The organism is Microbacterium sp. PRC9 (assembly GCF_031844125.1).
In the GTDB taxonomy this organism is placed as follows: Bacteria; Actinomycetota; Actinomycetes; order Actinomycetales; family Microbacteriaceae; genus Microbacterium.
Genome location: NZ_JAUZUR010000003.1, coordinates 125,538 through 149,210, shown reverse-complemented (window position 1 = coordinate 149,210; position 23,673 = coordinate 125,538). Strand labels below are relative to the sequence as shown.

Below are 23,673 nucleotides of genomic sequence, written 5' to 3'. Positions count from 1 at the left end.
GACCGGCACCACGGGCTCTCGCCGCCCGGCGAGGTCACGGGGTGATGAGGACCTTGAGCGCGGTGCGCTGGTCCATGTCTCGGTATCCGGCCGGTACGCCGTCGAGATCGGTGGTGGCGTCGAACACCTTGCCGGGGTCGATCTTCCCATCGAGGATGTCGGGCATCAGCTCGTCGATGTACGCGCGGACGGGCGCAGGGCCGCCGGCGAGCCGGATGTTGTGGCGGAACAGACTGCCGACGCCGATCGGTGCGTCTTCGTACTGCGGCACGCCGACGCGGCTGATCACGCCCCCGCGACGGACGACGCCGAGCGCCTGCTCGTACGCGGCCATGTAGCCGACGGCCTCGAGCACCACATGGGTGCCGTGCCCGCCGGTGAGATCGCGCACCTGGGCGATGCCCTCCTCGCCCCGGGCGGAGACCACATCGGTCGCACCGAACTCCCTGCCGAGGTCGGTGCGCACCTGATGGCGGCCCATGAGGATGATCTGCTCGGCGCCGAGGCGCTTCGCTGACAGCACAGCGAGCAGTCCGACCGCGCCGTCGCCGATCACGGTGACCGATGAGCCGGCCTTCACGCCGCCGGCGACCGCGGCGTGGTAGCCGGTGCCGAACACGTCCGACAGGGTGAGCAGCGACGGGACCAGAGTCGAGTCGGCGGCCACCGGCAGCTTGACGAGGGTGCCGTCGGCGAGCGGCACACGCACCGCTTCGGCCTGGCCGCCTTCGTCGGGGATGCCGTCCCAGAAGCCGGCCTCGTGGTGCAGGCAGGAGGTCTGCAGGTTCTCCTTGCAGATCTCGCAGACATTGTCGGAGATGGCGAAGGGGGAGACGACGAGGTCGCCCTCCTTCACCGTCACGACGTCGGACCCGACTTCTACTACGACGCCGATGAACTCGTGACCCATGCGGGCCGGTGCGGCCGCAGCATCCATCGAGTGATAGGGGTGCAGGTCGGACCCGCAGATGCAGGATGCGGTGATCCGCACGAGCGCGTCGGTGGGGTTCTTGATGCGGGAGTCGGGGACGTTCTCGATGCGGACGTCGCCGGCACCGTACATGAGCGTGGCACGCATATTCGGGTTCCTTTGCAGTTGGGGGTCAGGAGCGCTCGGGGCTGCGGTGACGCAGAACCGCGAGCGCGACGGTGGGGATGAGGGTGAGCGCGACGATGACCGCCCCGATGGCCGCTGGTCCGTGGACGCCGAGCGGGCTGGACAGAGCGGCACCGGCGATCGTGGTGCCGATGGCGGTGCCGGCGTTGAACGCCGAGACCGCGAGCGCGGAGCCGAGGGTCGCGGCCGGCCCGGCGGAGCGGACGACGACATGGATGAGCACGCCGTTAGCGCTCAATCCGAACAGGCCGAGCAGGACCACGAGCCCCGTCATGACGAGCGGAGCGCCCGTGGTGACGCTGATCGCCGCGAGGATCGCGGTGGTCACGGCGGGAGTGAGGATGGTGACGAGGCCGGGATGACGGTCGCCGTAGCGGCCGCCCAGCACCGTGCCGACGAACGAGCCGATGCCGAACCCGGTGAGCACGAGCGGGACGTAGCCCGCATCGACGCCGCCCTGATCGGTGAGGATCGGCGCGATGTAGGAGTATGCGGCCAGCACTCCGCCGGTCGTGGTGATGCACGCCAGCAGCGCCAGCCACAGGCGGCCTGAGCGAAGCCCGCCCAGTTCGCGCCGGAGTGACGCGACAGGCTGGTTCGGGTCATCCGAGGGTACGAGACGGGCGACGAGAACGGTCGCGATGACGGCGGCGACGGCGAGCGCCCAGAAGGTGGTGCGCCAACCGCCCGCCTGCGCGATGAACGCGCCGATGGGGACGCCGAGGACGGTCGCCAGTGCGCCGCCGGCGGTGACGACGCCGAGGGCGCGAGCGCCTGCGCTCGCACCGGCCGCGCGGGTGGCCACCACAGCCGAGACCGCCCAGAACGCACCGGTCGCCACCGCGGTGACGAAGCGGGCGCCGAGCAGGATGGCGAAGTCCGAGGTGAGGGCGACGGCGATGTGCCCCGCGACGAAGATCAGCATCGCGGTGATCAGGGTGAGTCGCTTCGACATCCGCATCGTGAGCAGCGCCATCAGCGGGGCCCCGATGATCATCCCGGCGGCGAACACTGTGATGAGGCTTCCCGCCTGCGCGAGTGAGATCTGCAGATCCGTGGCGACTTCGGGAAGGATGCCGGCAACCACGAACTCCGTCGTCAGCATCAGGAACGTCCCCACCGCGAGCACGTACACGACGAGCGGCAGTCGCGTCCGCGACGGGTCGGTCGACGGGGCGGTCTCTCGTGGCCGGGTGGCCTGGATGCCGTCGGTGGTCATCGGTGGCAGCTCCTTCGGATGTCCGCGGATCTCGCGGCGACAGCATCCATCACATCCCGGCGCTCGAATGCGCGGGAGGTCGGGCTTATAGGGGGTACAGGCGCCACCCCCTACGCAGCCGTGCCCGGGGTTACCGTGGGGGAATGGAGAGCCCGAGCAACCGCGATGACATCCGGGACTTCCTCGTCAGCCGGCGCGGACGCATCGCCCCCGAGCAGGTCGGGCTGCCCGCCGGCAGCCGCCGACGCGTGCCGGGCCTGCGGCGCGAGGAAGTCGCGGTGCTGTCCGGGGTGAGCACGGAGTGGTATACCCGCCTGGAGAAGGGGCACATCACCGGCGTCTCGGAAGAGGTCCTCGGAGCCGTGGCGCGCGCTCTCGAGCTCAACGACGACGAACGCGAGTACCTCTTCGATCTGGCCAAAGCCGCCCGCCCCACGGTGCGGCGCCAGCCTCGTCCCAAGGATGGGGGCCTCGACGGTCCGGTCCGCTGGCTGATCGATTCCGTGACGCTGTCTGCCGTGTTCCTCCGCAACGGCCGGCTCGACGTCCTCGCCACCAACGCCCTGGCCCGCGCCCTGCACGCGCCGATGTTCGAGAGCCCGACCGCCGTCGGCGACCGGGCGAACTTCGCCCGCTTCCACTTCCTCGACCCCGCAGCTCGCGACTTCTTCGTCGACTGGGAAGGGGGAGCATCCGCCACGGTCGCCCTGCTCCGAGCGGAGGCCGGGCGCGAACCCAACGACCGCGCGCTTCGCGAGCTCATCGGAGAGCTCTCCACTCGCAGCCACGACTTCACCGGGCTGTGGTCCTCTCACGACGTGCGCAGCCGCCACGAAGGACTCAAGCGCCTCCGCCACCCCGTGGTCGGCAACCTCGAGCTCACCTATCAATCCGCCGAGCTCGCCAACCCGAACCGCGCGGCGCGGACCCTGAACCTCTACACCGCCGAGCCGGGCACCCCTCACGAGGACCGGATCAAGCTCCTCGCGAGCTGGACCGCGACGAACGCCCCCGGCGAGACCCTGTCGACGTAGGGGGGGCGGATCCGGCACCCGCCGGCATCGCCGGGGGTATCGAACTCAGGAGGATAGGCCCGCGAGTCGGCGCCGAGGCGTACCCTTTCCCCATGGATAGGCGGCATCCGCCCCGGTCACCAGCTCGTTGGCTCCCGATCGCCGGCGCATTCGTCTTGGCCGCGGCCGTGACTGCGGCCGTGGTCATCCCGGCAGCCGCGGATGCCCAGGTGAACCTTCCCGACAAGACTCCCGCCGAGCTCCTCGAGTTCGCCGCCGCGAGCGATGTCACCGCGATGACCGGAACCATCGAGCAGACGTCGGATCTCGGTCTGCCTGACCTGTCGAGCCTGACGGGCCCGTCGGACACAGCGGATTCGAGCGCAGACGCCTCCGACGCCATCGAGCTCCTCACCGGTTCGCATACGGCCAAGGTCTATCTCGATGGCGACAAGTCGCGCGTGCAGGTGCTCGATCGCCTTGCCGAACGCGACGTGTACATCGACCGGGCCGCGGGGGAGGGCTGGTTCGTCGACTCCGAGACCAAGACTGCGACGCACTACACGGCGAGCGGCGACATGACCGCTCCGCAGCAGCAGCCTGACGCGACGGCACAAACCCCGCAGCAGATGCTCGACGACGCCCTCACCAAGCTCGGCGACTCGACCGAGATCTCGGTAGGAACCGACGGGCGCGTGGCAGGCCGTGACGTGTACGAGCTCGTGCTCGTGCCGGACGACGCCACCAGCCTCGTCGGCGAGGTGCGCTTCGCGATCGACGGTGAGACGGGCGCTGCGCTCGCAGCATCCATCGCCGCCCGCGGCGCCGACCAGCCCGCGTTCGACATCGAGTTCACGGACGTCTCTTTCGCTGCGCCCGACCCCGCGACGCTCACGTACACTCCCGCGTCGGGATACACCGTTGAGAACAAGACGCTGTCGGCCCCGGACCACGGGGCAACGCACGGCCAGGGCGATACGGGAACGGATGCCGCGCATCAGCCGGTCGTGCATGGCGAAGGCTGGACCGCTGTCGTCGAGTTTCCGCCGGCCGACACCAGCACCTCGGGTGCGACGAGCCAGCAGCAGGCGACGCTCGAGAGCCTGACCCGTCCGGTCGCGGGTGGTCGCGTGCTCGAGACGGCGCTCGTGACGGTGTACTTCGCGGACGACGGCCGCGTGTTCGCGGGTGCCGTCAGCGCCGATCACCTCGCACACGTCGCGGCCGGCGACTGAGCCCGCGGTGGCCGATCTCGCGATCCAGACCTCCGGTCTGACCAAGAGGTTCGGCGCGCAGACCGCCGTGGATGCGGTCGCGCTCGACGTGCCGCATGGTTCGGTGTTCGGGTTCCTCGGGCCGAACGGATCGGGTAAGACGACGACGATCCGGATGCTCCTCGGCCTCGTTCGTCCGACCGCGGGTGAGGCGCACGTGCTGGGGCAGCCCGTCCCCGACGCACTTCATACCGTGCTTCCACAGGTCGGCGCACTCGTCGAGGGTCCGGCGTTCGCCCCGTTCCTCACCGGCAGGCAGAATCTGCACCGGTTCGACGCGGCGGCCCGGCACACGGCATCCACTTCCCGTCGTCGACGCGTGGACGAGGCGCTCGAGCGCGTCGGACTGACCACGGCGGCCGACAAGAAGGTGCACGCCTACTCGCTCGGGATGAAGCAGCGCCTCGGCATCGCCAACGCCCTCCTCACTCCCCGCGCGCTGCTCGTGCTGGACGAGCCGACGAACGGGCTCGACCCGCAGGGGACGCGCGAAGTGCGCGGACTCATCCGCTCGCTCGCCGGCGAGGGGGCGACCGTGTTCGTCTCGAGCCACCTGCTCGCCGAGGTCGAGCAGGTGTGCACGCACGCCGGGATCATGAGCGCGGGGCGGCTCGTCGCCTCGGGCACGCTCGACGAGCTGCGCCGCGGCGACGGCGCGGGCCGCCTGCAGCTGCAGACCCCCGACGTCGCGCGCGCGAGAGAAGTGCTCGCGAACGCGGGGATTCAGACGACGGATGCTGCGCCCTTCACGCTCGTCGGCACGCTCGGCGAGCACGGGCCCGAGCCGGAAGACCTCGTCGCGGCCCTCGTGCGTGCCGATGTGCGTGTGCGCGGCATCACGGTCGAGCGGACGAGCCTCGAGGACAGATTCGTCGAGCTGACGGGGCAGGGCTTCGATGTCGTCGCGTGATGCCGCGTCTCGGCTGACCGACGCCGCTCCGACGGCGTCCGGGTCGCGCAGCGTGGCGCGCGGGAGCGGGGTTCCAGGTCTTCTCGGAAGTGAGCTGGCGACGCTCTTCCGCCGCCTCCGCACGTGGATGATGCTCGGAGCGCTGTGCCTCGTCCCCATCCTCCTCGGCGTCGCGGTGCGGATCGCGGGCGGCACCCGTGCAGGCCGCGGGCCGGCGTTCCTCGATCAGATCACCGACAACGGCGTCTTCGTCGGCCTCGCCGCGCTGACGATCGCGACCCCGCTCTTCCTTCCCCTCACCATCAGCGTCGTCGCCGGCGACACGATCGCCGGCGATGCGAGCCTCGGCACCCTTCGCTACCTGCTGGTCGCACCTTCGGGGCGCGTCGCGCTCCTCGCGGTCAAGTACGTCGTCGCCGCGGTCTTCTGCGTGATTGCGACCTTCGCGGTGGTCGCGGTGGGTGTGATCGTCGGCGCGATCCTCTTCGGCGCCGGCCCGCTGACCCTGCTCAGCGGGACGCAGGTGAGCCTCGCCGAGGGACTGGTCCGCTGTCTTGCCGTCGTCGCATACGTGTCGGTGTCGATGCTGGGGCTCGCGGCGATCGGCGTGTTGCTCTCGACCCTCACGACGGTGCCGGTCGGTGCCATGGCGGCCACCGCAATCCTCGCTGTCGCGGCGCAGATCGTCGGTCAGATCCCGCAGCTGTCGGCGGTTCACCCCTACCTCTTCACCGACCGTTGGCTCGACTTCGGCGACCTGCTGCGCTCGCCGATCTCGTGGGACTCGTTCCTCGACAATGCGCTGCTGCAAGCGGTCTGGATCGTCGTCGCGGGGGCACTCGCGGTCTGGCGGTTCACGACCCGAGACGTGCTGACGTAACCGCAGTCCTTCGAGTGACCGGCCGGTCTTTGGGCGTCCGCTCGGCAATAAGCCTGTACCCCGGTCTCTACGCCTCGGGGATGACGCGGCCGAAGGCCTCGAGGGTGATCGCTTCGGGTTCGGGGCCGCCGCGCTGGCCGGTGTCGAGGGCGTCGATCTGGGCGACTTCGTCGCCGGTCAGGTCGAAGTCGAACACGTCGAAGTTCTCGGCGATGCGTTCGGGCCGGGTCGACTTGGGGATGACTTGGATGCCCTTCTGGATGTGCCAGCGGAGCATGACCTGCGCGGCGGACTTGCCGTACTTCGCACCGATGGCCAGGAGCACCGGCTCGTCGAAGCTGCGTCGGGCGGAGTCGCGGTAGGACGTGATCCCGCCGATCGGCGACCACGCCTGCGTGAGGATTCCGTGCTCCTGGTCGAGCGCCTGCAGCTGCCGCTGCTGGAAGTACGGATGCACCTCGATCTGATTCACCGCGGGCACCACGTCGGTGCGGTCGAGCAGTTCGGTGAGGTGGTTCGGCATGAAGTTGCTCACGCCGATCGCGCGCACCTTTCCGTCGGCCAGCAGCGTCTCGAGCGCCTTGTATGCGGCGATCGTCTTTTCGAAGGCGGACGGCAGCGCCTGGTGAAGGATGAACAGGTCGAGCCGGTCGACGCCCAGCTTTCCGGCGCTCTTGTCGAAGGCGTGCAGGGTCTGGTCGTAGCCGTAGTCGCTGATCCACACCTTCGTCTCGATGAAGACGTCCTCACGCGCCACGCCCGACTCACGGATGCCTCGACCGACCTCGCGTTCATTGCCGTAGGCCGCCGCGGTGTCGATGTGGCGGTATCCCGTGCGGAGGGCGGCGGTCACCGCATCGACGGTCTCGGCGGGCGGAGTCTGGAAAACCCCGAGGCCGATGGCGGGGATGTCGACACCGTTGTTCAGGGTGAAGTTCGGAACGGTCATGTCCCCACGCTAAGCACCGGTTCGCTGCGGCGGGAGGCACTGACGCTCACCCTCTCCCGCATGCGGATCGCACCCGACGATGACGGATAGGGTGGCGAGGTGACAGCCCCCGCTTCGACGAGCCCTGCCCCGGTGCCGCGGCCGGGCACCATCTACTTCCTGGGGCGGGTCGTCCTGCGACCGTTGTTCTGGCTCATGTACCGCCCGCGCATCGTCGGCCGAGCGAACGTGCCTGAGCATGGGCCGGTGCTGCTGGCGAGCAACCACCTCGCGTCGCTCGACACGGTCATCATCCCGACATCCGCGGCCCGCCCGGTGCAGTTCCTCATCAAGTCGTCGTACTTCACGGGCTCGGGGACGCTCGGCCGCGTCAAGCGCTGGTTCTTCACCTCGATCGGCGGTGTTCCGGTGTACCGCGCGACCGGTCGCGATGCCCGCGCCGCGCTCGACGCGGGCAGCAGCATCCTCCGGGCCGGGAGTGTGTTCGCGGTGTTCCCCGAGGGAACCCGCTCCCGCGACGGGAAGCTGCACGAGGGTCACGGTGGCGCGGCGTGGATGGCCCGCGACACAGGTGCCGCGGTCGTGCCCGTCGGGCTGATCGGAACCGGCAGCGTCAAGCCGCTGAGCCATCTGCTGCCGGGGAGGCCGCGTGTCGAAGTGCATTTCGGCGTGCCGCTCGATCTCGCCGACCTCGAGGGCGTGCCGGACGGCAAGGCTCGTCGCGAGATCACCGAGCGCATGATGGCCGCGATCGCACGCCTGAGCGGACAGGAACGCTCCGGCAGCGTGAACGCGACGTCGCGCGACTGAGCCGCCGTCAGCTGAGTTCGGTGTGCCTCCAGGCGTCTTGGTACCAGAGCTGATGCACGCCGCCGTCCTCGGCGGTGAAGAAGACCTGCTGAGCCTGCGGCTGCGCGAGCGTGGCGAGAGTGCTCCCGGTGCCCGCGGGGGGCGCGCTCGACGCCGCAGTGATGTCGGTGTCGCGCCAGCCCCCGCTGTACCAGAGCACATGGATGTGGCGGTCCGTCGACAGGAAGTACACCTGCGGCTGGGGTGAGGCGAGCGTGGCGAGCGGCGAATCGGCGGCGGGAAGCGCGCCGCCGGCGGACGCCGTGAGGTCTGTGTCCTTCCACTTGCCGTCGTACCACAGCGCGTGGAGGTGGCCGTCCTGCTTCGCCAGGTACGACAGCTGGGTGTTCGTCGACAGCGCGGCGAGCGGCGTCGTGATCGCAGGATCGGGCGCGCCGGCGGATGCCGTGAGGTCGGCGTCCTTCCAGACGCCCTGGTCCGTCCACAGGGCGTGAACGTGGCCGTCCGTATCCGCTGTGTAGAACACGCGCTGGCTCTGGCCGACGGCGAGTGCCGCGATGGCGGTCGCTCGCGCGGGGACGGGTGCCGCCGCCGCGGCGGTGAGGTCGGTGTCGCGCCAGCTCTGGGTGAACCAGAGGCAGTGCAGATGGCCGTCCGCGTCGGAGGTGTAGAACAGCTGTCGGTGAGGGGTCGTGAGCGCCGCGAACGAGGTGTCGGGGTCGGCGTCGGGTCCTCCCGCCGTCGCGGTCAGGTCCGACGCACGCCACGAGCTCTCGTACCAGTACGCCACGATGTGACCGTCGCGTCCGCGAAAGAGGATCTGCTCGGACGGTGAGCCCATCGCAGCGAGCTGTGTCGGCGGCCTCAAGGCAGGCAGCATCCGATCGATCACCGTGCTCAGGTCGGTGACCACCCACCGCCCGCCCCTGCATTCGAGCTGGTGGAGATGGGCGCCGTCGGCGTCGGGGTCGCGAACCGGATCCGAACCCCCGGCCGACAGAAAGACGACCTGCTGAGGCGCGCCGAGTGTCGCCAACGCGCCGGGGATCGCTTTCGTGCTGTCTCGACCTGTCACGAGCACGGGAGACTGCGCCGCCCAGTAGAGCAGCAGGCCGGTCGTGACCCGTTGGGCGAGCTTCAGCATCGCCGTGGCGTCCGCCATCCAATCGGGGTGCGGCTTGTTGGCGCCTCTCTTGTCGAGCTTCGGCATGGTGGAGGTCTGCCCTCCGATGGGCGACGTCTGAACCCCGATCCAGGATGTGAAGACGGCGAGGCCCTTCGTCGAGGCGAGCGTGTACCAGTCGGCGGTCGTCGACACCCTGAGCTCGTTGAGCATGAGCTCGTGGAGCGGCAGCCGGCACGAGTCCTGGACATTCGCGATCCACTGCTCGTAGTTCTCGTGCTGGAAATTGATTCCGGGGTCGTTGCCGTAGAGGCCGGCGTGCATGGGCTGGCATACGTCCTGGAGGTAGTGGATCGCCAGTCCGAGCGCGCGTCCTCCGGCACGGGCATCCGCCGCGTTCACCGCCTTCTCGAAGTAGCTCACGCCGTACTTGAGCGCGTTGACCGCGGCCGGCTTCGGCTCCCAGTTCGGGCCCTTCTTCGTCTGAGGGTTGTAGAAGTGGGCGCTGTAAACGAAGCCCGAGGTGGCGGCGTCGAAGATCCCGGTGTTGTCGGCGGCGTAGATGCCGTCCCGGATCCCGGTGATGAACTCGGGTCGGCCGAGAAGTTCCTTGAGCTGAGCGAGGTTCGGGCTGTGGGAGAAGCCCGGCGTCATGATCAGATCCACTGCTCGGTTGAAGATCCACAGGTGGGTGTTGTGCCCCTCGTCGTACGCATGGCCCTCGTCGGCGCTCCAGTGCATCTGCACGCGCCCCGCGGAGGGAGCGTCGGGCACGTCGGAGACCTGGAACCAGCAGCCGGCTCCGGACGACGGGTCGGCCAGGGTGATCGGTTCACCCGCGCCCGACCCATGAAGGGCGGACCCGGTCGGACCGAGGAACATCATCCGGGTCTCATCCGGTCCGTCGAAATCGACGCGGAACGGCGTTGCGGGGTCCTTCGAGACGCGGACGCCTCCCGAATCCGCGACGATCGCGAGCCCGTCGCCCACGTAGAGGACGACGTCCCCTGGGTCGTTCCCGGGTGAGATGTCGATCGGCGAGCCGTGATCGTCATCGCTGAGGACGAGCGTGTCGCCGTCGATGAGAAGTGCGTGAGGCGTTCCGTCAGCATCGACGGAGGTGATTCTGTTGGCCACGGAGTTCCCCCTCGAACTCGACGACTGGTGGGTTCCCCTGATTCGACCACCGCTGCTCCGCGCCCGGTCGGCCTGGTGAAAACCCAGACGAAAGCGCGATAACGGTCCTTTCCTAGCAGAACGGATGCCGCTCCGCCAGGCCCACGGATCACCCACAGCACAAAACCTCCACGTGGAGGTTTTGTGCTAATCTGCCTTCGCACGGTTCAGCCGATCCGCACGAAGATGTACGAAAGGGGTCCGAAGTGACTCGACCCGAGAGCTCGGTGCAGCTCTACACCCTGGCCGCCGCCTTCTCCGCCGACATGTCCGGCTCGCTGGACAAGCTCGCCGCGATCGGTCTGAAGAACGTCGAGGCCTTCGACTTCGTCCGTCGCCCGCAGGAGATCCGCGCGGCACTGGACGCGGCCGGCCTCGCGTCGCCGACCGGTCACGCTCCGCTCCTGTCGGACGAGCTGTGGACTCCCGACGGCTCGATCCCGACGCCCGCTCCGGAGGTCGTCTTCGAGGCCGCCGCGACGATCGGCGCGACCACGGTCATCGACCCGATGGTGCCGACCGACCGGTGGCTGACCGAGGAAGGCGTCGCCGACACCGCTCGCCGCCTGAACGACCTCGTCGACATCGCCGCCGGGTTCGGTCTCACGGTCGGCTACCACAACCACGCGCAGGAGTTCCTGGCCTCGTTCGACGGCCAGACCGCGTTCGAGCGCTTCCTCGAGCTGACCGACGACCGTGTCGCCATCGAGCTCGACCTGTACTGGGCCGCCGTCGGCGGACAGGACGTCACGGCGCTGACCCGCGCCATCGGCGACCGCCTGGTCGCGCTCCACATCAAGGACGGACTGGTGCCCGCCAGCAACCCGTTCGCTCCCGACGCGCCGGCCTTCACCTCGAAGAGCCTGCAGCAGACCCACCCCGGCGATGGCGTCGTCGCGCTCTCCGACGCGCTCAACGCCGCCACCTCCGTGAAGTACGCCGTCATCGAATACGACAACGCGCCCGGCGACGTCTTCGCCGACATCGCAGCGTCGTACGCGTTCCTGCAGAACGGCGGCTTCGTCCGATGACCCGCGTCGGAGTCGGCATCATCGGCGCCGGCGTCATCAGCGACACCTATCTCGAGAACCTCACGTCGTTCCCGGACGTCGAGGTGCTGGCCGTCGGCGACCTGCTGCCCGACCGCGCGCAGAAGAAGGCCGAGGAGTACGGCGTGCCGGTGCACGGCGATGCCTCTGCGGTGCTCGACCACCCGGACGTCCAGGTCGTGGTGAACCTCACCATCCCGGCGGCGCACGTCGAGGTCTCCGAGGCCGCGATCAACGCCGGCAAGCACGTGTGGACCGAGAAGCCGGTCGGACTCGACCTCGCCGACGTCTCCCGCATCCTGGCGGCCGCGGACGCTGCCGGGCTGCGCGTCGGCTCGGCGCCCGACACGATCCTCGGACCGGGCTTCCAGACCGCCAAGCGGGCGATCGCGGAGGGCGTCATCGGCGAGCCGCTGTTCGCGCAGACCGCGTTCCAGACGCAGGGCCCCGACCTGTGGCATCCGGATCCCGCGTTCCTCTTCAGCACGGGCGCCGGCCCGCTGCTGGACATGGGTCCGTACTACATCAGCGGCCTGGTGAGCCTCCTCGGACCTGTGGCCCGCGTGTTCGCGGCAGGCCTGCGCGCTCGCGACGAGCGCACGGTCCACCTCGGCCCCATCGCCGGCACCAACTTCACGGTGGAGGTGCCGACGACGGTGCAGCTGACGACGGTGTTCGAGGCAGGCCAGCAGGCGCAGAGCCTGCTGAGCTTCGACTCCGCGCTCGAGCGCCACGGCGTCTTCGAGGTGCACGGCACCGAAGGCACGATCGTGCTGCCCGACCCCAACCAGTTCGAGGGTCGCATCGCCTACGTGAAGCCGCTCGGCGTGCTGCGCGACGGTGCGAAGTTCGAGCAGGAGTGGATCGACGTCCCCCAGCAGGGCGCGGTCGTCGGTCGCGGCCTCGGCCTCCTCGACATGGTGCGCGCCATCGCCGAGGACCGCCCGCACGTCGCCAGCGGCCGGCTCGGACTTCACGTGCTCGACGTCATGCTCTCCGCTGAGCAGTCCGTCGAGTCCGGCCAGTCCGTCTCGATCGAGACCACCGTCGACGCCGTCCCGTCGGTGCCCGCGGACTTCGATCCGTTCGCCGCGACGCTCTGACACCCGTACGCACACGAGGCCGCGCCGTCCCCTCCAGGGCGGCGCGGCCTCTTGCGTATGGTGACGGATGCTGCGGTGAAGGGCGAACCCCGGGCCGCAGCATCCGTCACCCGACGACGATCCGGCGACGTGCGGGTGCTCCGCTTCCTCGCTACTCGTCGGCGGTCTCGCGGATGCCGCGCATCACCAGGCGCGGGTCGGGCGTGCCGATGACCTTGTCGTCGCGTCCGTCGTAGTCGAACTGGCGGAGGAAGAAGCGCATCGCGTTCAGGCGGGCGCGCTTCTTGTCGTTGGAGCGCACGATGATCCAGGGGCCGTGCTTCTTGTCGGTGCGACGGAACATCTCCTCCTTCGCACGGGTGTAGTCCTCCCAGCGGTCCAGCGATGCCAGGTCCATCGGCGACAGCTTCCACCGCCGGACCGGATCGAGCTGGCGGATCGCGAACCGCGTGCGCTGCTCGGTGCGCGACACCGAGAACCAGAACTTGGTGACGTGGATGCCGGAGTCCACCAGCATCCGCTCGAATTGGGGTGCCTGCGTCATGAACTGCTGGTACTCCTCGTCGGTGCAGAAGCCCATCACACGTTCCACGCCCGCCCGGTTGTACCAGGAGCGGTCGAACATCACGATCTCGCCCGCCGTCGGCAGGTGTTCGATGTAGCGCTGGAAGTACCACTGCCCGAGTTCCCGCTCGGTCGGCTTGCTGAGCGCGACGACCCGCGCGGTGCGGGGGTTGAGGTGCTCGGTGAATCGCTTGATCGTGCCGCCCTTGCCCGCGGCATCCCGTCCCTCGAACAGGATGATCGCCCGCCGGCCGTTGTCTTCCAGCCAGTACTGGAACTTGAGCAGCTCGATCTGCAGCCGGTACTTCTCGAACTCGTACGCATCGCGGTCCATCAGATCGCCGTACGGGTAGCCCTCCTGCCAGGTGTAGACCGGGTTCCCATGCGGGTCGATCAGATCCGGATCCGCGGTGTGCCCGTCGCGCACCGAGTAGCCCTCCTGACGCAGATGCTCGATGTACTCCCGCAGGCCCTCGACCGGCACGCCATCCATCACCGTCAGCTCCCTTCATGACGGCGCACCCGCGCCGTCATGCACCGCATTATCCCGGGCGCCGGTGACCAACCGATACGCCGCCCGGCAACCCGCGGCGGCGAGTCCCCACCACGGTCACGCCGTGTCGGCGTCCTTCGCTCGTGCGCCGAGGGTCGTCCAGCCGATCGTGCCGGCGCAGACCGTGACGCCGGCGAGGACGAGCAGTGCGGCCGGGAGCGTCCACGCGGTGGCCACGGCACCGACGAGGAGAGGACCGCCGGCGGCCAGGGCGCCGAGAGCGATGGAGAGGGCCTGGATGCCGAGCGTGTAGACCAGAGCGACGCCGCGACGAACCCCAGGAGGCCGCCGACGATGACCGGCTTCGCACCGATCCTGTCGCTCAGAGCGCCGAAGATCGGCTTGAGGAACACCTCGGCGACGTCGTATCGACCAGGGACGCTCAGGGCGCGAGGCGCTCCCCGAGCCAGTCGCGGGCGGTGGCGAAGAGCCGGCGCGCCATCGGGTGGCCGGGCGCCCACGCCTCGAATCCGTGCGGCGCGCCGTCCACCACCTCGAGCGTGACGTCCGTGCCCGCCGCCCGGAGCCGGTTCGCGTAGTCGACGTCCTCGTCATGGAACAGCTCGATGTCGGAGGTGTACATCCACGTCGGCGGCATGCCCCGCAGGTCCTCTCGGCGTGCCGGCGCCGCGTAGGGCGGCAGCGACTCGGCGCCGACGGCAGAACCGAGATACGACGACCAGCCGACGCGGTTCGAGCGGTTGCTCCACATGAAGTGATTGGCAGCGTCATGGCCGCGGTCCGCGGCGGTGCGGTCATCGAGCATCGGGCAGAACAGCCACTGCGCCGCGACCGGGTCGCCCGCGTCGATCGCGCGCTGGACCAGGCTGGCGGCGAGCCCGCCACCCGCACTCTGCCCGCCGATCGCGAGGCGCTCGCCGTCGAGGCCGAGTGCCTCCGCGTCGGCGCGCAGCCACTGCCACCCGGTGAAGCAGTCGTCGATCGCGGCGGGGAACGGATGCTTCGGCGCGAGGCGGTAGTCGACCGAGACGATCGTCGCGCCGGTGTCGCGTGCGGTCTCACCACAGTGCACGTCGTCCATCGCGGCCGATCCCAGCACGAGCCCGCCGCCGTGGATCCACAGCAGGCCCGCTCCGGAAGGCTGTGCGGGGGTATAGACCCGCAGCTTGACGCCGTCATGGCGGAGTGTGCGGCGTTCGACCCCTTCGACGCGCTTGCCGGGGATGAGAGACGACGCGGTGGCGGCGAGCCAGCGCGTCGCGCCGTTCTCGATGTTCACCGCGGGTGCCTTCTCCGTCGCGGCGCGCAGTGCCGGGTTCACTGCTGAGATGTCCATGCAAGCTCCGTCCTCGCCGGTCATCGTCGACCGCCGCTCCATCGTAGAGCCGCACCGGACAAGCTTGTCCGGCGATTAGCCGTCTGACTTCGCCTCCTGGAGTGGGCTGTCTACTCGTGGCGGACGGCGCCTACGTCCGGCGGGACCCCGTGGATTCCCGAGGAGTGAGCGTGAATTCCGTCCCGTCGAGAGTGAGCACGCGATCGTCCCGGGTTGCCGACGTGATCGCGTCGACGGCGCGTTCGGCGATCTGATCCAACGGTGAGTCGACCGACGTGAGGCGGGGGACGGTGTACTCCGCCGCCCGACCGAACTCGATGGCCACCACCGCGATCTCGGAGGGTACCCGGACGTCGAGGTCCGCGGCCGCACGGAGGAAAGCTGCCGCATGCAGGGGCGAATCGATGACCACTCCGTCAGGGCGGCGAGGGCTGGTCAGAAGGTCACGCGCAGTCTCGTAGCCCGCGGACTCGGACCCGTCCACGCGCAGAAGCGTTGCATCGGCGGGAGCGATGCCACGCTCACGGAGGACGCGCTCCCAGCCTCGGTCTCTCCGGCGAGTCATCTGACCCTCCGCGTCAGCGCTCAGGCGAGCGACACGACGGCGGCCGGATGCGATGAGGTGCTCGGTGGCGGCTGCCGTGCCTTCGACGGCGACGATCGGTCGGTCGACGAGCAGTATCGGCATTCCCAGGTCGGCAGCCCAGGTCAAGTCCTGCGCGGGGTCGACGCTCATCAGGATGACTCCGTCGACCCGTCTGCCGGCGAGGTCGGTGAGGTGCTCGCGCTCGACGTCGACATCTCCGTTCGACGTGGCCACGATGACGCTGAGGCCACGCGCACGGGCGATCTCAGTGATCCGCTGTGTCATCACGGAGAAGTACTCGAGCCTGATCTCGGGGAGCACGAACCCTATCGAGTTGGTCGTGCGGGTGCGCATGGAGCGGGCGACGCTGTCCGGCCGGTAGCCCAGTTCCTCGATGGCGGCCAGCACTCGCGCGCGTGCAGCTGTCGAGACCGGGCGGGGCCCGTCGTTGAGCACGTACGAGACGACCGCCGTGGACACCCCGGCGGCGCGAGCGACGTCGTTGCGCGTGACCATGCGGCGATCCTATGACGCGACCGCCACCCGACCTCGCGAGCAGCTTTCCCACATCTCTCCTTGCCAAATCAATCTACTCGTGTAGATTGCTTATCTACACGAGTAGATCAACGGAGACAGAACATGAGCAACGGCGCTGTGAACACCGGCCGGGTGTTCGTATTCGGTTCGGCGAACCACGACCACGTGCTGGTGGTCGAAGAGTTTCCTCGGGCCGGGGAGACGGTGCTGTCAGGCGCATACTCCCTGGGCCTGGGCGGTAAGGGTGCGAACCAGGCGGTGGCCGCCTCCCGTGCGGGCGGACTGGTCGCCTTCGTCGGCTCGATCGGTTCTGATCAGCCGGGGGACGACGTGCTCGCCAACTTCGCCGCGCACGGCATCGACACGAGTTCGACTGCCCGCTCCGCCGATGAAGCCACGGGCGTCGCGATCGTCCTCGTCGATGCCCACGGCAGCAACGAGATCATCGTGGCGCCCGGCGCGAATGCCGACCTCGCTGCCACGACCGTGGACGCGGCACTCGATGACATCGCACGGAACGACATCGTCATCGTCCAGTGTGAGATCCCCATCCCACGCGTCGAGCAGATCATCCGCGGCGCTGCCCGCAGGCAGGCGACCGTCGTGGTCAACCTCGCCCCCTACGCGGAACTCGAGCGCACCACCTTCTCCGACATCAGTCTCCTCGTCGTCAACGAGTCCGAGGCGCGATCGCTCGTCGGCGCGGCCCCGGACGGCGAGGACCTGGCCACTGCCGTCGTCACGGCCACCGGCTGCGCCTGCGTCGTGACGCTCGGAGAGCGCGGTTCGGTCTTCGCCTCCACGCGCGGCCGAGTCGCCGCGGTCGACGCGGTCATCGTGCCACACGTCGTCGACACGACGGGAGCCGGCGACGTCTACGTCGGAACGCTCGCCGCCTCGCTGGCGCGGCGCGAGGACATCGTCGCCGCGATGGCGGCCGCATCGGCCGCCGCAGCCGCGTCCGTCTCCAGCCCTGGCGCCCAATCGCAACCGGACCGCGCCGCCGCAGAGGCGATCGCCTGACCAACCACCCCCCCGCGATCAGACACCAGAACGAACGATCGCATCTCAACGAAGAGGAGCAACACATGTCGAAGAAGTCCATCCGAATGACGACGACGGTCGCCGCGCTCGCTGCGGGAGCCGTCGCCTTGTCGGCCTGCGGCGGCGGCAGCGGTCCGTCTGACGCCTCGGGCGCCGTCGAAGGCACGATCGCGTACGGATTCTGGGGAACGCCCGCCAGAGCGGAGAAGGTCGACGCTGTCGGCGATCTCTTCAAAGAGGCGTACCCCGATGCGTCGATCAAGACCGAAGTTGCCGACTACTACGCCTACATCGAGCGACTCACCGTCCGCGCCGCGGGCAACGACCTGCCGTGCGCCACGGGGACGCAGAGCACGTTCTTCGCGCAGTATGCCGACAACGGTGTGCTGCGTCCGCTCGACGATCTCATCGAGTCGGGTCAGATCGATGTCAGCGGCATTCCCGATGATGTGCTCGAGGCGGGTCAGATCGGCGGCGAGCAGTTCATGATTCCCACCGGCACCTTCGTCCGCCTGCTCGCTTACAACGCCGACATGGTCGCGGAAGCAGGCCTCGAGAAGCCGAACGACGACATGACGTGGGAGGACTACGCGGCGTGGCTCGAACAGCTGCAAGCCAACCTCCCTGCCGGCGTCTATGCCGCGGAGAACGAAGGCGGGCTCATGTTCACCTTCTCCTCCTGGATCATCGGCCACGGAGGAGAGGTCTTCACCGAGGACAACGAGCTCGGCTTCGACAAGGAGATGCTCGCCGACTACCTGCAGTACTGGCTCGACCTCGCCGACGCCGGCGTGATCCTGCCCCCGTCGTCGATCCCCGAGCAGAACGGCGCGCTCGAGCTCACCCCCATGGCGACCGGCGCCGCCGTCGCCGGCACCCGCGACATCCCACACATCTACATCACCGAGCAGGCGCTCGCCGGTGCGGGCAAGCCCTCGAACATCGAACAGGTCTCGATCCCGAGCGAGGACGAGGACCAGTCCGCGAACATCCTCGGCTCCAACGGCATCTCCATCCCGGAGTCCTGTGACAATGTGCCGACGGCTGCCGCGTGGATCGACTTCTTCGCGAATGACGTGGACGCGGCGCTCGCCTTCCAGTCCGACAACGGCATCCTCACCAACACCGACGCGCAGGATGCGCTGCTCGAGGACGACGCGACGCCCGATGGCGTCAAGCAGAACGTCACGATCCTTCGCGGCCTCACCGAAGCCGGCGATCTCACCACCTCGCGGTACCCGGCAGGACTCAACACCATCAGCAACGAGCTGCTGCGCTTGTACCAGTCGGTCGCGTTCGGTGAGATGACCGTCGACGCCGCCGTCGACGCCTTCTTCGCCTCGGCTGAAGACGCACTGAACTGACTCCGACCATGACCACCACCATCGAGCGCCCGGTCGCCCCCGTGCCGACTGCTGTACGCAGCGGCCGGGCGCGCCGGCGGCGCGAGAATCTCGCGGGCTACGCGTTCATGACGCCGTGGCTGCTGGGGTTCGTGTTCATCATCGGCGGCCCGGTCGTCGTCTCGCTCTACCTCTCGTTCACCGACTACGCAGTGATCGGGGACGCCGAATGGATCGGGACAGAGAACTACGTGCGGATGTTCACGTCCGATCCGCGGTTCTGGGCGGCACTGCGCGTCACGTTCATCTACCTTCTGGTCTCCGTTCCGCTGGTCCAGGTGTTCGCCCTCTTCCTTGCGACCGTCCTCAACCGGGGCATCCGTGCCCTGCCGGTCTACCGAGCGGTGTTCTACGTCCCGTCGCTCATCGGCGGAAGCGTGGCGATCGCGATCCTGTGGCGGTTCATCTTCGAGAGCGACGGCCTGCTCAACAACCTGCTCTCCGTCGTCGGCATCGAGACGAGCTACTCCTGGATCGGGACGCCTTCCACGGCGCTGAGCACACTCATCGTCCTGAACATCTGGCAGTTCGGCGCGGCCATGATCATCTACCTCGCCGGACTGAAGAACATCCCGACCGAACTGTACGAGGCGGCCCAAATCGACGGGGCCGGCACGTGGCGGCAGTTCCGCTCGATCACTCTGCCGATGCTCAGCCCGGTGATCTTCTTCAACGTCCTGATGAACGTCGTCGCGGCGTTCCAGGCTTTCAACTCGGCGTATGTCGTCTCGAACGGCACCGGTGGGCCGGCGGACTCGACCCTCTTCTACACGCTGTACCTCTACCAGCGCGGCTTCGTCGACTTCGACATGGGCTACGCCTCGGCGCTCGGCTGGGTGCTGCTGATCATCAGCGGTGCCGTCGCCGTGCTGCTGTTCACGCTCAGCCGCCGCGTCGTCTACTACGGAGACGAGTGACATGACCACGATCACCGAAACGGAAGCGGTCGTCGTCCCGCCGCTCCACAAGCGCGGGCGCCGCGGTGAGCGTCCCCGCCCCCTCGGCAAGCGGCAGTTCTACCGCCACCTCATGCTCATCGCGATGGCATCCGTGATGTTCTACCCGCTGCTGTGGATGCTGGGAGCGTCGTTCCGCGACGACTCACAGATCAACGATCCCGGCATCTGGCCGGGCCAGTACTTCACGCTCGAGGGTTACGAACAGGGATTCGCGGGGGTTGCAGGGACGCCGTTCTGGCGCTTCATCTTCAACTCGCTGCTGGTGTCGGGACTGTGCGTGCTGGCGAACCTCATCGCATGCTCGCTCACGGCCTACGCCTTCGCCAGGATCGACTTCAAGTTCAAGAAGGTCTGGTTCGCGGTCATGCTCGCCACGCTGATGTTGCCGCACCACGTGATCCTGATCCCGCAGTACATCCTGTTCCGCGAGTTCGACTGGATCAACACGTACCTGCCGTTCGTCGTCCCGAAGATCCTCGCCACCGACGCGTTCTTCATCTTCCTGCTGGTGCAGTTCTTCCGTGCCATCCCTCGCGAGCTCGACGAAGCGGCCCGTATCGACGGCTGCGGACATTTCGGAATCTTCTTCCGCGTGATCCTCCCGCTGTCCAAGCCGGCGCTCGCGACGACGGCGATTTTCACCTTCATCTACAGCTGGAATGACTTCTTCACACCGCTGATCTACCTCACCGACACCGAGCTGTACACGGTGCCGCTGGCGCTGAGGTCGTTCATCGACGCCACCTCCTACTCCGCCTTCGGCGCCCTGTTCGCGATGAGCATCGTCTCGCTGCTGCCCGTGCTCGGGATCTTCATCGCCTTCCAGAGACTGCTCGTTGAAGGCATCGCCACCTCCGGATTGAAGGGCTGACATGCGCATCGCACTCTCCAACGACCACGCCGGCTTCCTGCTGAAGCCGCATGTGAAGGGCTTCCTCGAATCGATCGGGCACGAGGTGATCGATGTCGGCACCCTCAACGACGATCCCGTCGACTTCCCGATGATGACGCAGCGCGTGACCGCGCTGGTCGCGTCCGGCGAAGCCGAGCGGGGGATCCTCGTCTGCGGCACCGGGGTCGGCGCGGCGATCGCGGCCAACAAAGTGCCCGGAATACGTGCCGCGGTGATCCACGACACATACGTCGCCCGGCAGGGCGTCGAGCACGATGACGTCAACGTGGCGTGCCTCGGCGCGTGGATCGTCGGTCGCAAGATCGCCGAAGACGTCATCGCGGCCTACCTCAAGGCCGAGTTCAGCACCGACCCAGACTTCCGGCGGCGCGTCGCGCAGCTCGCCGACATGGAAGCGGCCACCCGCGAGGCGCAGAACCTCGTGGGCGGCCGACACGAAGGAGCCCGCTAGCTCCCGCGCAAGACCGGCGCCGCCTGGCGCAGGCCATCAACAACAACGAAAGGTTACACACCATGGCTCTCTCCGCTGAGCGGAAGAAGGAAATCCTCGAGACGGTCAAGCACCTCCGGGTCACCGACATCCGCGACGGAATGGACTGGATGGGGCGCCACCACTTCGGCACGGTCTCGCCCGAGATCCGCCCGCTGTGGCGCACGAAGGCGGCGGGTTTCGCGCACACCATGCGTCACATCCCGACGCAGCAGGTCGTGCCCACCATGACCCCCGAGGAGTACACGTCCTACGCGTACGAGTACTGGTACGGCAAGGTCTTCGCCAACGACATGGCCGACCTGATCGATGACACCACCTTCCTCGTGGTCGACACCTGCAACACGCAGACGCCGGCCGTCGGATCGATGGACTCGATGATCTGGGCCGCGCTCGGCGCGCAGGGCTGCCTCACCAACGGTGGCGCCCGCGACACCGACGAGACGCTGGAGTCGAAGCACCTCCCGGTCTGGTCGCGCTGGGTCGTCCAGCCGATGTACCAGGGCCGCGTCGAGTGGGGCGGGCACAGCATGCCCGTCGAGATCGGTGGCCAGATCATCAACCCCGGCGACTTGATCGTCGCCGACGGCGACGGCGCGATCGTCGTGCCGGAGGACATCATCGACGGCGTGCTGAAGTACGCCATCCAGGAGTCCGAGCAGGACAAGATCGCCCGCGGCTATCTGTTCGACGCGCTCGGCATCCCGCGCAACGAGTCGACCCAGTCGAAGTTCGACGTCGAGACGCACCCGTTCGCGCCGACCGCCGAGACGCTCGCCAAGACGCTGCGTCGCGCCTGACGGCTGTACCGAGCACGAGGGGCGGGGTGGGGACACCCCGCCCCTCAGCGAAAGGAATCACGTGGCCGTCACCAGGAACGATGTCGCGCGCGCGGCGGGGGTCTCCCCCGCAGTGGTGTCGTACGTGCTGAACGACGGGCCTCGCCCGGTATCGGATGCCTCGCGACGCCGCGTGCTCGAAGCGGTCGAGTCGCTCGGCTATCGTCCCGACGGTCTGGCGCGGTCCCTGCGGATGGGTCGTACGAACACCCTTGGACTCGTCCTTCCCGACGCGTCGAACCCCTTCTTCGCCGAACTCGCCCGATCGATCGAGGACGCCGCCTACACGCGGGGTTACGCCGTCATGGTCTGCAACAGCGCTGACGACATCGAACGCGAGCGCACCTACATCGCGTCCCTGGCCGAGCGTCGGATCGACGGCCTCATCCTCGTCTCAGCGACGGCCGATCAAGATCTGACGGACCTCACCGACCTCGCCATCCCCGTCGTCGCATTGGACCGCTCGCCCGATGAAGCCCCCATCTCGACGATCCGCGCCGACAATGAGCGCGGAGCATACGTCGGAACCCAGCACCTCATCGAACACGGGCACCGCGTCATCGCGTTCGTCGGCGGTCCCGATGCCGGAGTCTCCGACGCCCGGCAGGACGGCTGGCGGCGCGCGCTCGACGAAGCACAGCTCAACCCGTCGGTGGCGGAGCGCGCCGCGTTCAGCTTCGCGGGGGGCTTCTCAGCCGCGCGGGCCGTCGCCGCGCAGACGCCCGCACCCACTGCCGTCCTGGTGTCCTCGGACATTCAGGCCCTGGGCCTGTTGCGCGGCCTGGACCGGGAGGGGATCACGGTTCCCGCGGATGTCGCCGTGGTCGCGATCGACGGCACGACCGCGGGCGCGTTCGCCGTCCCGCCACTGAGCTCGATCGCGCAACCCATCACCGAGATGGGGGCGCAGGCGGTCGCCCACCTCATCGACAGCCCGGCTGAGGTCATCCACCGCGCGCTCGAGAACATGCTCGTCGTCCGACGAAGCTGCGGATGCGATCAGGAGGCGGCATGAAGACGACGAACGCACAGATCTGCGAGGAACATCGGTGATGTCATCCATCAACTTCGGCTTCAACGGCGCCGTCGCCTTGGTCACGGGTGCGGGAAGCGGAATCGGCCGGGCCATCGCCCTCGAGCTCTCGCGATCGGGTGCTGCAGTGGGGTGCATCGACGTCACTGCCGCCGGCGCGATCGAGACGGCGGACAGCATCCGCTCGATCGGAGGTCTCGCCCTCGCCGCGACCGCAGACGTCACCGATGCCGACCAACTCGACAGCGCGGTCTTCATCGTGGAGCACGAGCTGGGCCCGCTTGCTCTGGCTGTCAACGCCGCCGGCATCGCGGGCGCGGCTCCTGCGGAGGAGATGACCCCAGGGCAATGGCAGCGTGTGATCGACATCGACCTGACGGGTGTGTTCCTGTCGGCGCAGGCCGAGGGGCGGGCGATGATGCGCAACGGCGGTGGCGCGATCGTCAACATCGCCTCGATGTCGGCGACCATCGCCAACCGGGGGCTGCATCAGGCGCACTACAACACGGCGAAGGCAGGCGTCGTCCACCTGGGCCGGAGCCTGGCGTGGGAATGGGCGCCCCACGGCATCCGGGTCAACTCCGTCAGTCCCGGCTACACCGTCACGCCGATGACCGAGCGCCCTGAGCAGTCGGATGCCATGGCGGGGTACGCGGCAGACACGCCGCTCGGGCGCAACGCGCAACCCGATGACATCGCGGGGCCGGTCGCTTTCCTGCTCAGCAGTGCCGCGGCCTACATCACCGGCATCGACCTCCTCGTCGATGGCGGCCATGTCATCTGGTGACCCGCGGCACCTGATCACTGCCCACGACGCAGACGCGAGAAGGAC

At 68.5% G+C, this 23,673-nt stretch carries 22 protein-coding genes; 15 read left to right on the top strand and 7 right to left on the bottom strand.

Features of this window, described 5'->3' with window-relative positions; all coding sequences use genetic code 11:
* Positions 1-34: 34 nt before the first annotated feature.
* Together Q9R33_RS07620 and Q9R33_RS07615 are read right to left on the bottom strand one after the other, a co-directional pair.
* Positions 35-1,078 carry a zinc-binding dehydrogenase gene (locus Q9R33_RS07620; protein ID WP_311293359.1) on the bottom strand — a complete coding sequence of 348 codons (1,044 nt, stop codon included), beginning with the start codon at positions 1,076-1,078 and terminating at the stop codon, positions 35-37.
* 25 nt (positions 1,079-1,103) lie between these two features.
* Positions 1,104-2,336 carry an MFS transporter gene (locus tag Q9R33_RS07615; RefSeq protein WP_311293358.1) on the bottom strand — a complete coding sequence of 411 codons (1,233 nt, stop codon included), beginning with the start codon at positions 2,334-2,336 and terminating at the stop codon, positions 1,104-1,106.
* Between the two features lie 143 nt (positions 2,337-2,479).
* Here Q9R33_RS07615 and Q9R33_RS07610 point away from each other — a divergent pair, with 143 nt between their 5' ends.
* From Q9R33_RS07610 to Q9R33_RS07595, 4 genes are all read left to right on the top strand, one after another.
* Positions 2,480-3,370, top strand: coding sequence for a helix-turn-helix transcriptional regulator (locus tag Q9R33_RS07610; protein ID WP_311293357.1), 891 nt, complete (start codon positions 2,480-2,482; stop codon positions 3,368-3,370).
* Positions 3,371-3,537: 167 nt separating this feature from the next.
* Complete coding sequence (locus tag Q9R33_RS07605) at positions 3,538-4,584, top strand: hypothetical protein (RefSeq protein ID WP_311293356.1); 1,047 nt, start codon at positions 3,538-3,540, stop codon at positions 4,582-4,584.
* 7 nt (positions 4,585-4,591) lie between these two features.
* Positions 4,592-5,533 (top strand): ABC transporter ATP-binding protein, encoded by a 942-nt coding sequence (locus tag Q9R33_RS07600; protein WP_311293355.1) that lies wholly within the window; start codon positions 4,592-4,594, stop codon positions 5,531-5,533.
* Positions 5,520-6,413 (top strand): ABC transporter permease, encoded by an 894-nt coding sequence (locus Q9R33_RS07595; protein WP_311293354.1) that lies wholly within the window; start codon positions 5,520-5,522, stop codon positions 6,411-6,413. Before Q9R33_RS07600 ends, Q9R33_RS07595 begins: the two co-directional genes overlap by 14 nt.
* A gap of 67 nt (positions 6,414-6,480) precedes the next feature.
* Here the strand turns inward: Q9R33_RS07595 and Q9R33_RS07590 are convergent, their stop codons facing one another.
* Positions 6,481-7,362: an aldo/keto reductase gene (locus Q9R33_RS07590; RefSeq protein ID WP_310244682.1), complete on the bottom strand. Its 882-nt coding sequence runs from the start codon at positions 7,360-7,362 to the stop codon at positions 6,481-6,483.
* 99 nt (positions 7,363-7,461) lie between these two features.
* On the opposite strand from Q9R33_RS07590, the gene Q9R33_RS07585 reads away from it, so the two are divergent.
* On the top strand, positions 7,462-8,172 hold the full coding sequence (locus Q9R33_RS07585) for a lysophospholipid acyltransferase family protein (RefSeq protein ID WP_311293353.1): 711 nt from the start codon (positions 7,462-7,464) through the stop codon (positions 8,170-8,172).
* Between the two features lie 7 nt (positions 8,173-8,179).
* On the opposite strand, the gene Q9R33_RS07580 is transcribed toward Q9R33_RS07585, so the two are convergent.
* Positions 8,180-10,432, bottom strand: a complete 2,253-nt coding sequence (locus Q9R33_RS07580) for a zinc dependent phospholipase C family protein (RefSeq protein WP_311293352.1) — start codon at positions 10,430-10,432, stop codon at positions 8,180-8,182.
* Between the two features lie 245 nt (positions 10,433-10,677).
* Here Q9R33_RS07580 and Q9R33_RS07575 point away from each other — a divergent pair, with 245 nt between their 5' ends.
* On the top strand, positions 10,678-11,502 hold the full coding sequence (locus tag Q9R33_RS07575; RefSeq protein WP_157549322.1) for a sugar phosphate isomerase/epimerase: 825 nt from the start codon (positions 10,678-10,680) through the stop codon (positions 11,500-11,502).
* Complete coding sequence (locus tag Q9R33_RS07570) at positions 11,499-12,623, top strand: Gfo/Idh/MocA family oxidoreductase (RefSeq protein WP_311293351.1); 1,125 nt, start codon at positions 11,499-11,501, stop codon at positions 12,621-12,623. Before Q9R33_RS07575 ends, Q9R33_RS07570 begins: the two co-directional genes overlap by 4 nt.
* A 151-nt stretch (positions 12,624-12,774) precedes the next feature.
* On the opposite strand, the gene ppk2 is transcribed toward Q9R33_RS07570, so the two are convergent.
* The 3 genes from ppk2 to Q9R33_RS07555 form a co-directional block, all read right to left on the bottom strand.
* Complete coding sequence (gene ppk2 / locus Q9R33_RS07565) at positions 12,775-13,680, bottom strand: polyphosphate kinase 2 (protein ID WP_310244997.1); 906 nt, start codon at positions 13,678-13,680, stop codon at positions 12,775-12,777.
* A 442-nt stretch (positions 13,681-14,122) separates the two neighbouring features.
* Positions 14,123-15,037, bottom strand: a complete 915-nt coding sequence (locus tag Q9R33_RS07560; RefSeq protein ID WP_311293350.1) for an alpha/beta hydrolase — start codon at positions 15,035-15,037, stop codon at positions 14,123-14,125.
* 130 nt (positions 15,038-15,167) lie between these two features.
* Positions 15,168-16,139 carry a LacI family DNA-binding transcriptional regulator gene (locus Q9R33_RS07555; protein WP_311293349.1) on the bottom strand — a complete coding sequence of 324 codons (972 nt, stop codon included), beginning with the start codon at positions 16,137-16,139 and terminating at the stop codon, positions 15,168-15,170.
* A 123-nt stretch (positions 16,140-16,262) separates the two neighbouring features.
* Between Q9R33_RS07555 and Q9R33_RS07550 the strand changes: the two genes are divergently transcribed.
* From Q9R33_RS07550 to Q9R33_RS07515, 8 genes are all read left to right on the top strand, one after another.
* A complete protein-coding gene (locus tag Q9R33_RS07550) occupies positions 16,263-17,183 on the top strand; it encodes a ribokinase (protein ID WP_311293348.1) in 921 nt (306 codons plus the stop codon).
* A gap of 65 nt (positions 17,184-17,248) precedes the next feature.
* Positions 17,249-18,568, top strand: coding sequence for an extracellular solute-binding protein (locus Q9R33_RS07545; protein WP_311293347.1), 1,320 nt, complete (start codon positions 17,249-17,251; stop codon positions 18,566-18,568).
* A gap of 8 nt (positions 18,569-18,576) precedes the next feature.
* On the top strand, positions 18,577-19,524 hold the full coding sequence (locus Q9R33_RS07540; protein ID WP_311293346.1) for a sugar ABC transporter permease: 948 nt from the start codon (positions 18,577-18,579) through the stop codon (positions 19,522-19,524).
* Position 19,525: 1 nt separating this feature from the next.
* Positions 19,526-20,437 (top strand): carbohydrate ABC transporter permease, encoded by a 912-nt coding sequence (locus Q9R33_RS07535; protein WP_194396261.1) that lies wholly within the window; start codon positions 19,526-19,528, stop codon positions 20,435-20,437.
* A 1-nt stretch (position 20,438) separates the two neighbouring features.
* The gene (locus Q9R33_RS07530; RefSeq protein ID WP_311293345.1) at positions 20,439-20,930 is read left to right on the top strand and encodes an RpiB/LacA/LacB family sugar-phosphate isomerase; all 492 of its coding nucleotides are present in this window, start codon (positions 20,439-20,441) and stop codon (positions 20,928-20,930) included.
* A 62-nt stretch (positions 20,931-20,992) separates the two neighbouring features.
* The gene (locus tag Q9R33_RS07525; RefSeq protein WP_311293344.1) at positions 20,993-21,769 is read left to right on the top strand and encodes an RraA family protein; all 777 of its coding nucleotides are present in this window, start codon (positions 20,993-20,995) and stop codon (positions 21,767-21,769) included.
* Between the two features lie 61 nt (positions 21,770-21,830).
* Positions 21,831-22,823: a LacI family DNA-binding transcriptional regulator gene (locus Q9R33_RS07520; RefSeq protein ID WP_311293343.1), complete on the top strand. Its 993-nt coding sequence runs from the start codon at positions 21,831-21,833 to the stop codon at positions 22,821-22,823.
* 37 nt (positions 22,824-22,860) lie between these two features.
* Positions 22,861-23,628, top strand: a complete 768-nt coding sequence (locus Q9R33_RS07515; RefSeq protein WP_311293342.1) for an SDR family oxidoreductase — start codon at positions 22,861-22,863, stop codon at positions 23,626-23,628.
* Positions 23,629-23,673: the final 45 nt, after the last annotated feature.

Coding starts and splice junctions, on each gene's coding strand:
- Q9R33_RS07615 (WP_311293358.1), bottom strand. CDS start 2,336: ATGACCACCGACGGCATCCAGGCCACCCGGCCACGAGAGACCGCCCCG.
- Q9R33_RS07525 (WP_311293344.1), top strand. CDS start 20,993: ATGGCTCTCTCCGCTGAGCGGAAGAAGGAAATCCTCGAGACGGTCAAG.
- Q9R33_RS07560 (WP_311293350.1), bottom strand. CDS start 15,037: ATGGACATCTCAGCAGTGAACCCGGCACTGCGCGCCGCGACGGAGAAG.
- Q9R33_RS07535 (WP_194396261.1), top strand. CDS start 19,526: ATGACCACGATCACCGAAACGGAAGCGGTCGTCGTCCCGCCGCTCCAC.
- Q9R33_RS07515 (WP_311293342.1), top strand. CDS start 22,861: ATGTCATCCATCAACTTCGGCTTCAACGGCGCCGTCGCCTTGGTCACG.
- ppk2 (WP_310244997.1), bottom strand. CDS start 13,680: ATGGATGGCGTGCCGGTCGAGGGCCTGCGGGAGTACATCGAGCATCTG.
- Q9R33_RS07570 (WP_311293351.1), top strand. CDS start 11,499: ATGACCCGCGTCGGAGTCGGCATCATCGGCGCCGGCGTCATCAGCGAC.
- Q9R33_RS07530 (WP_311293345.1), top strand. CDS start 20,439: ATGCGCATCGCACTCTCCAACGACCACGCCGGCTTCCTGCTGAAGCCG.
- Q9R33_RS07620 (WP_311293359.1), bottom strand. CDS start 1,078: ATGCGTGCCACGCTCATGTACGGTGCCGGCGACGTCCGCATCGAGAAC.
- Q9R33_RS07555 (WP_311293349.1), bottom strand. CDS start 16,139: ATGGTCACGCGCAACGACGTCGCTCGCGCCGCCGGGGTGTCCACGGCG.
- Q9R33_RS07595 (WP_311293354.1), top strand. CDS start 5,520: ATGTCGTCGCGTGATGCCGCGTCTCGGCTGACCGACGCCGCTCCGACG.
- Q9R33_RS07610 (WP_311293357.1), top strand. CDS start 2,480: ATGGAGAGCCCGAGCAACCGCGATGACATCCGGGACTTCCTCGTCAGC.
- Q9R33_RS07550 (WP_311293348.1), top strand. CDS start 16,263: ATGAGCAACGGCGCTGTGAACACCGGCCGGGTGTTCGTATTCGGTTCG.
- Q9R33_RS07590 (WP_310244682.1), bottom strand. CDS start 7,362: ATGACCGTTCCGAACTTCACCCTGAACAACGGTGTCGACATCCCCGCC.
- Q9R33_RS07545 (WP_311293347.1), top strand. CDS start 17,249: ATGTCGAAGAAGTCCATCCGAATGACGACGACGGTCGCCGCGCTCGCT.
- Q9R33_RS07540 (WP_311293346.1), top strand. CDS start 18,577: ATGACCACCACCATCGAGCGCCCGGTCGCCCCCGTGCCGACTGCTGTA.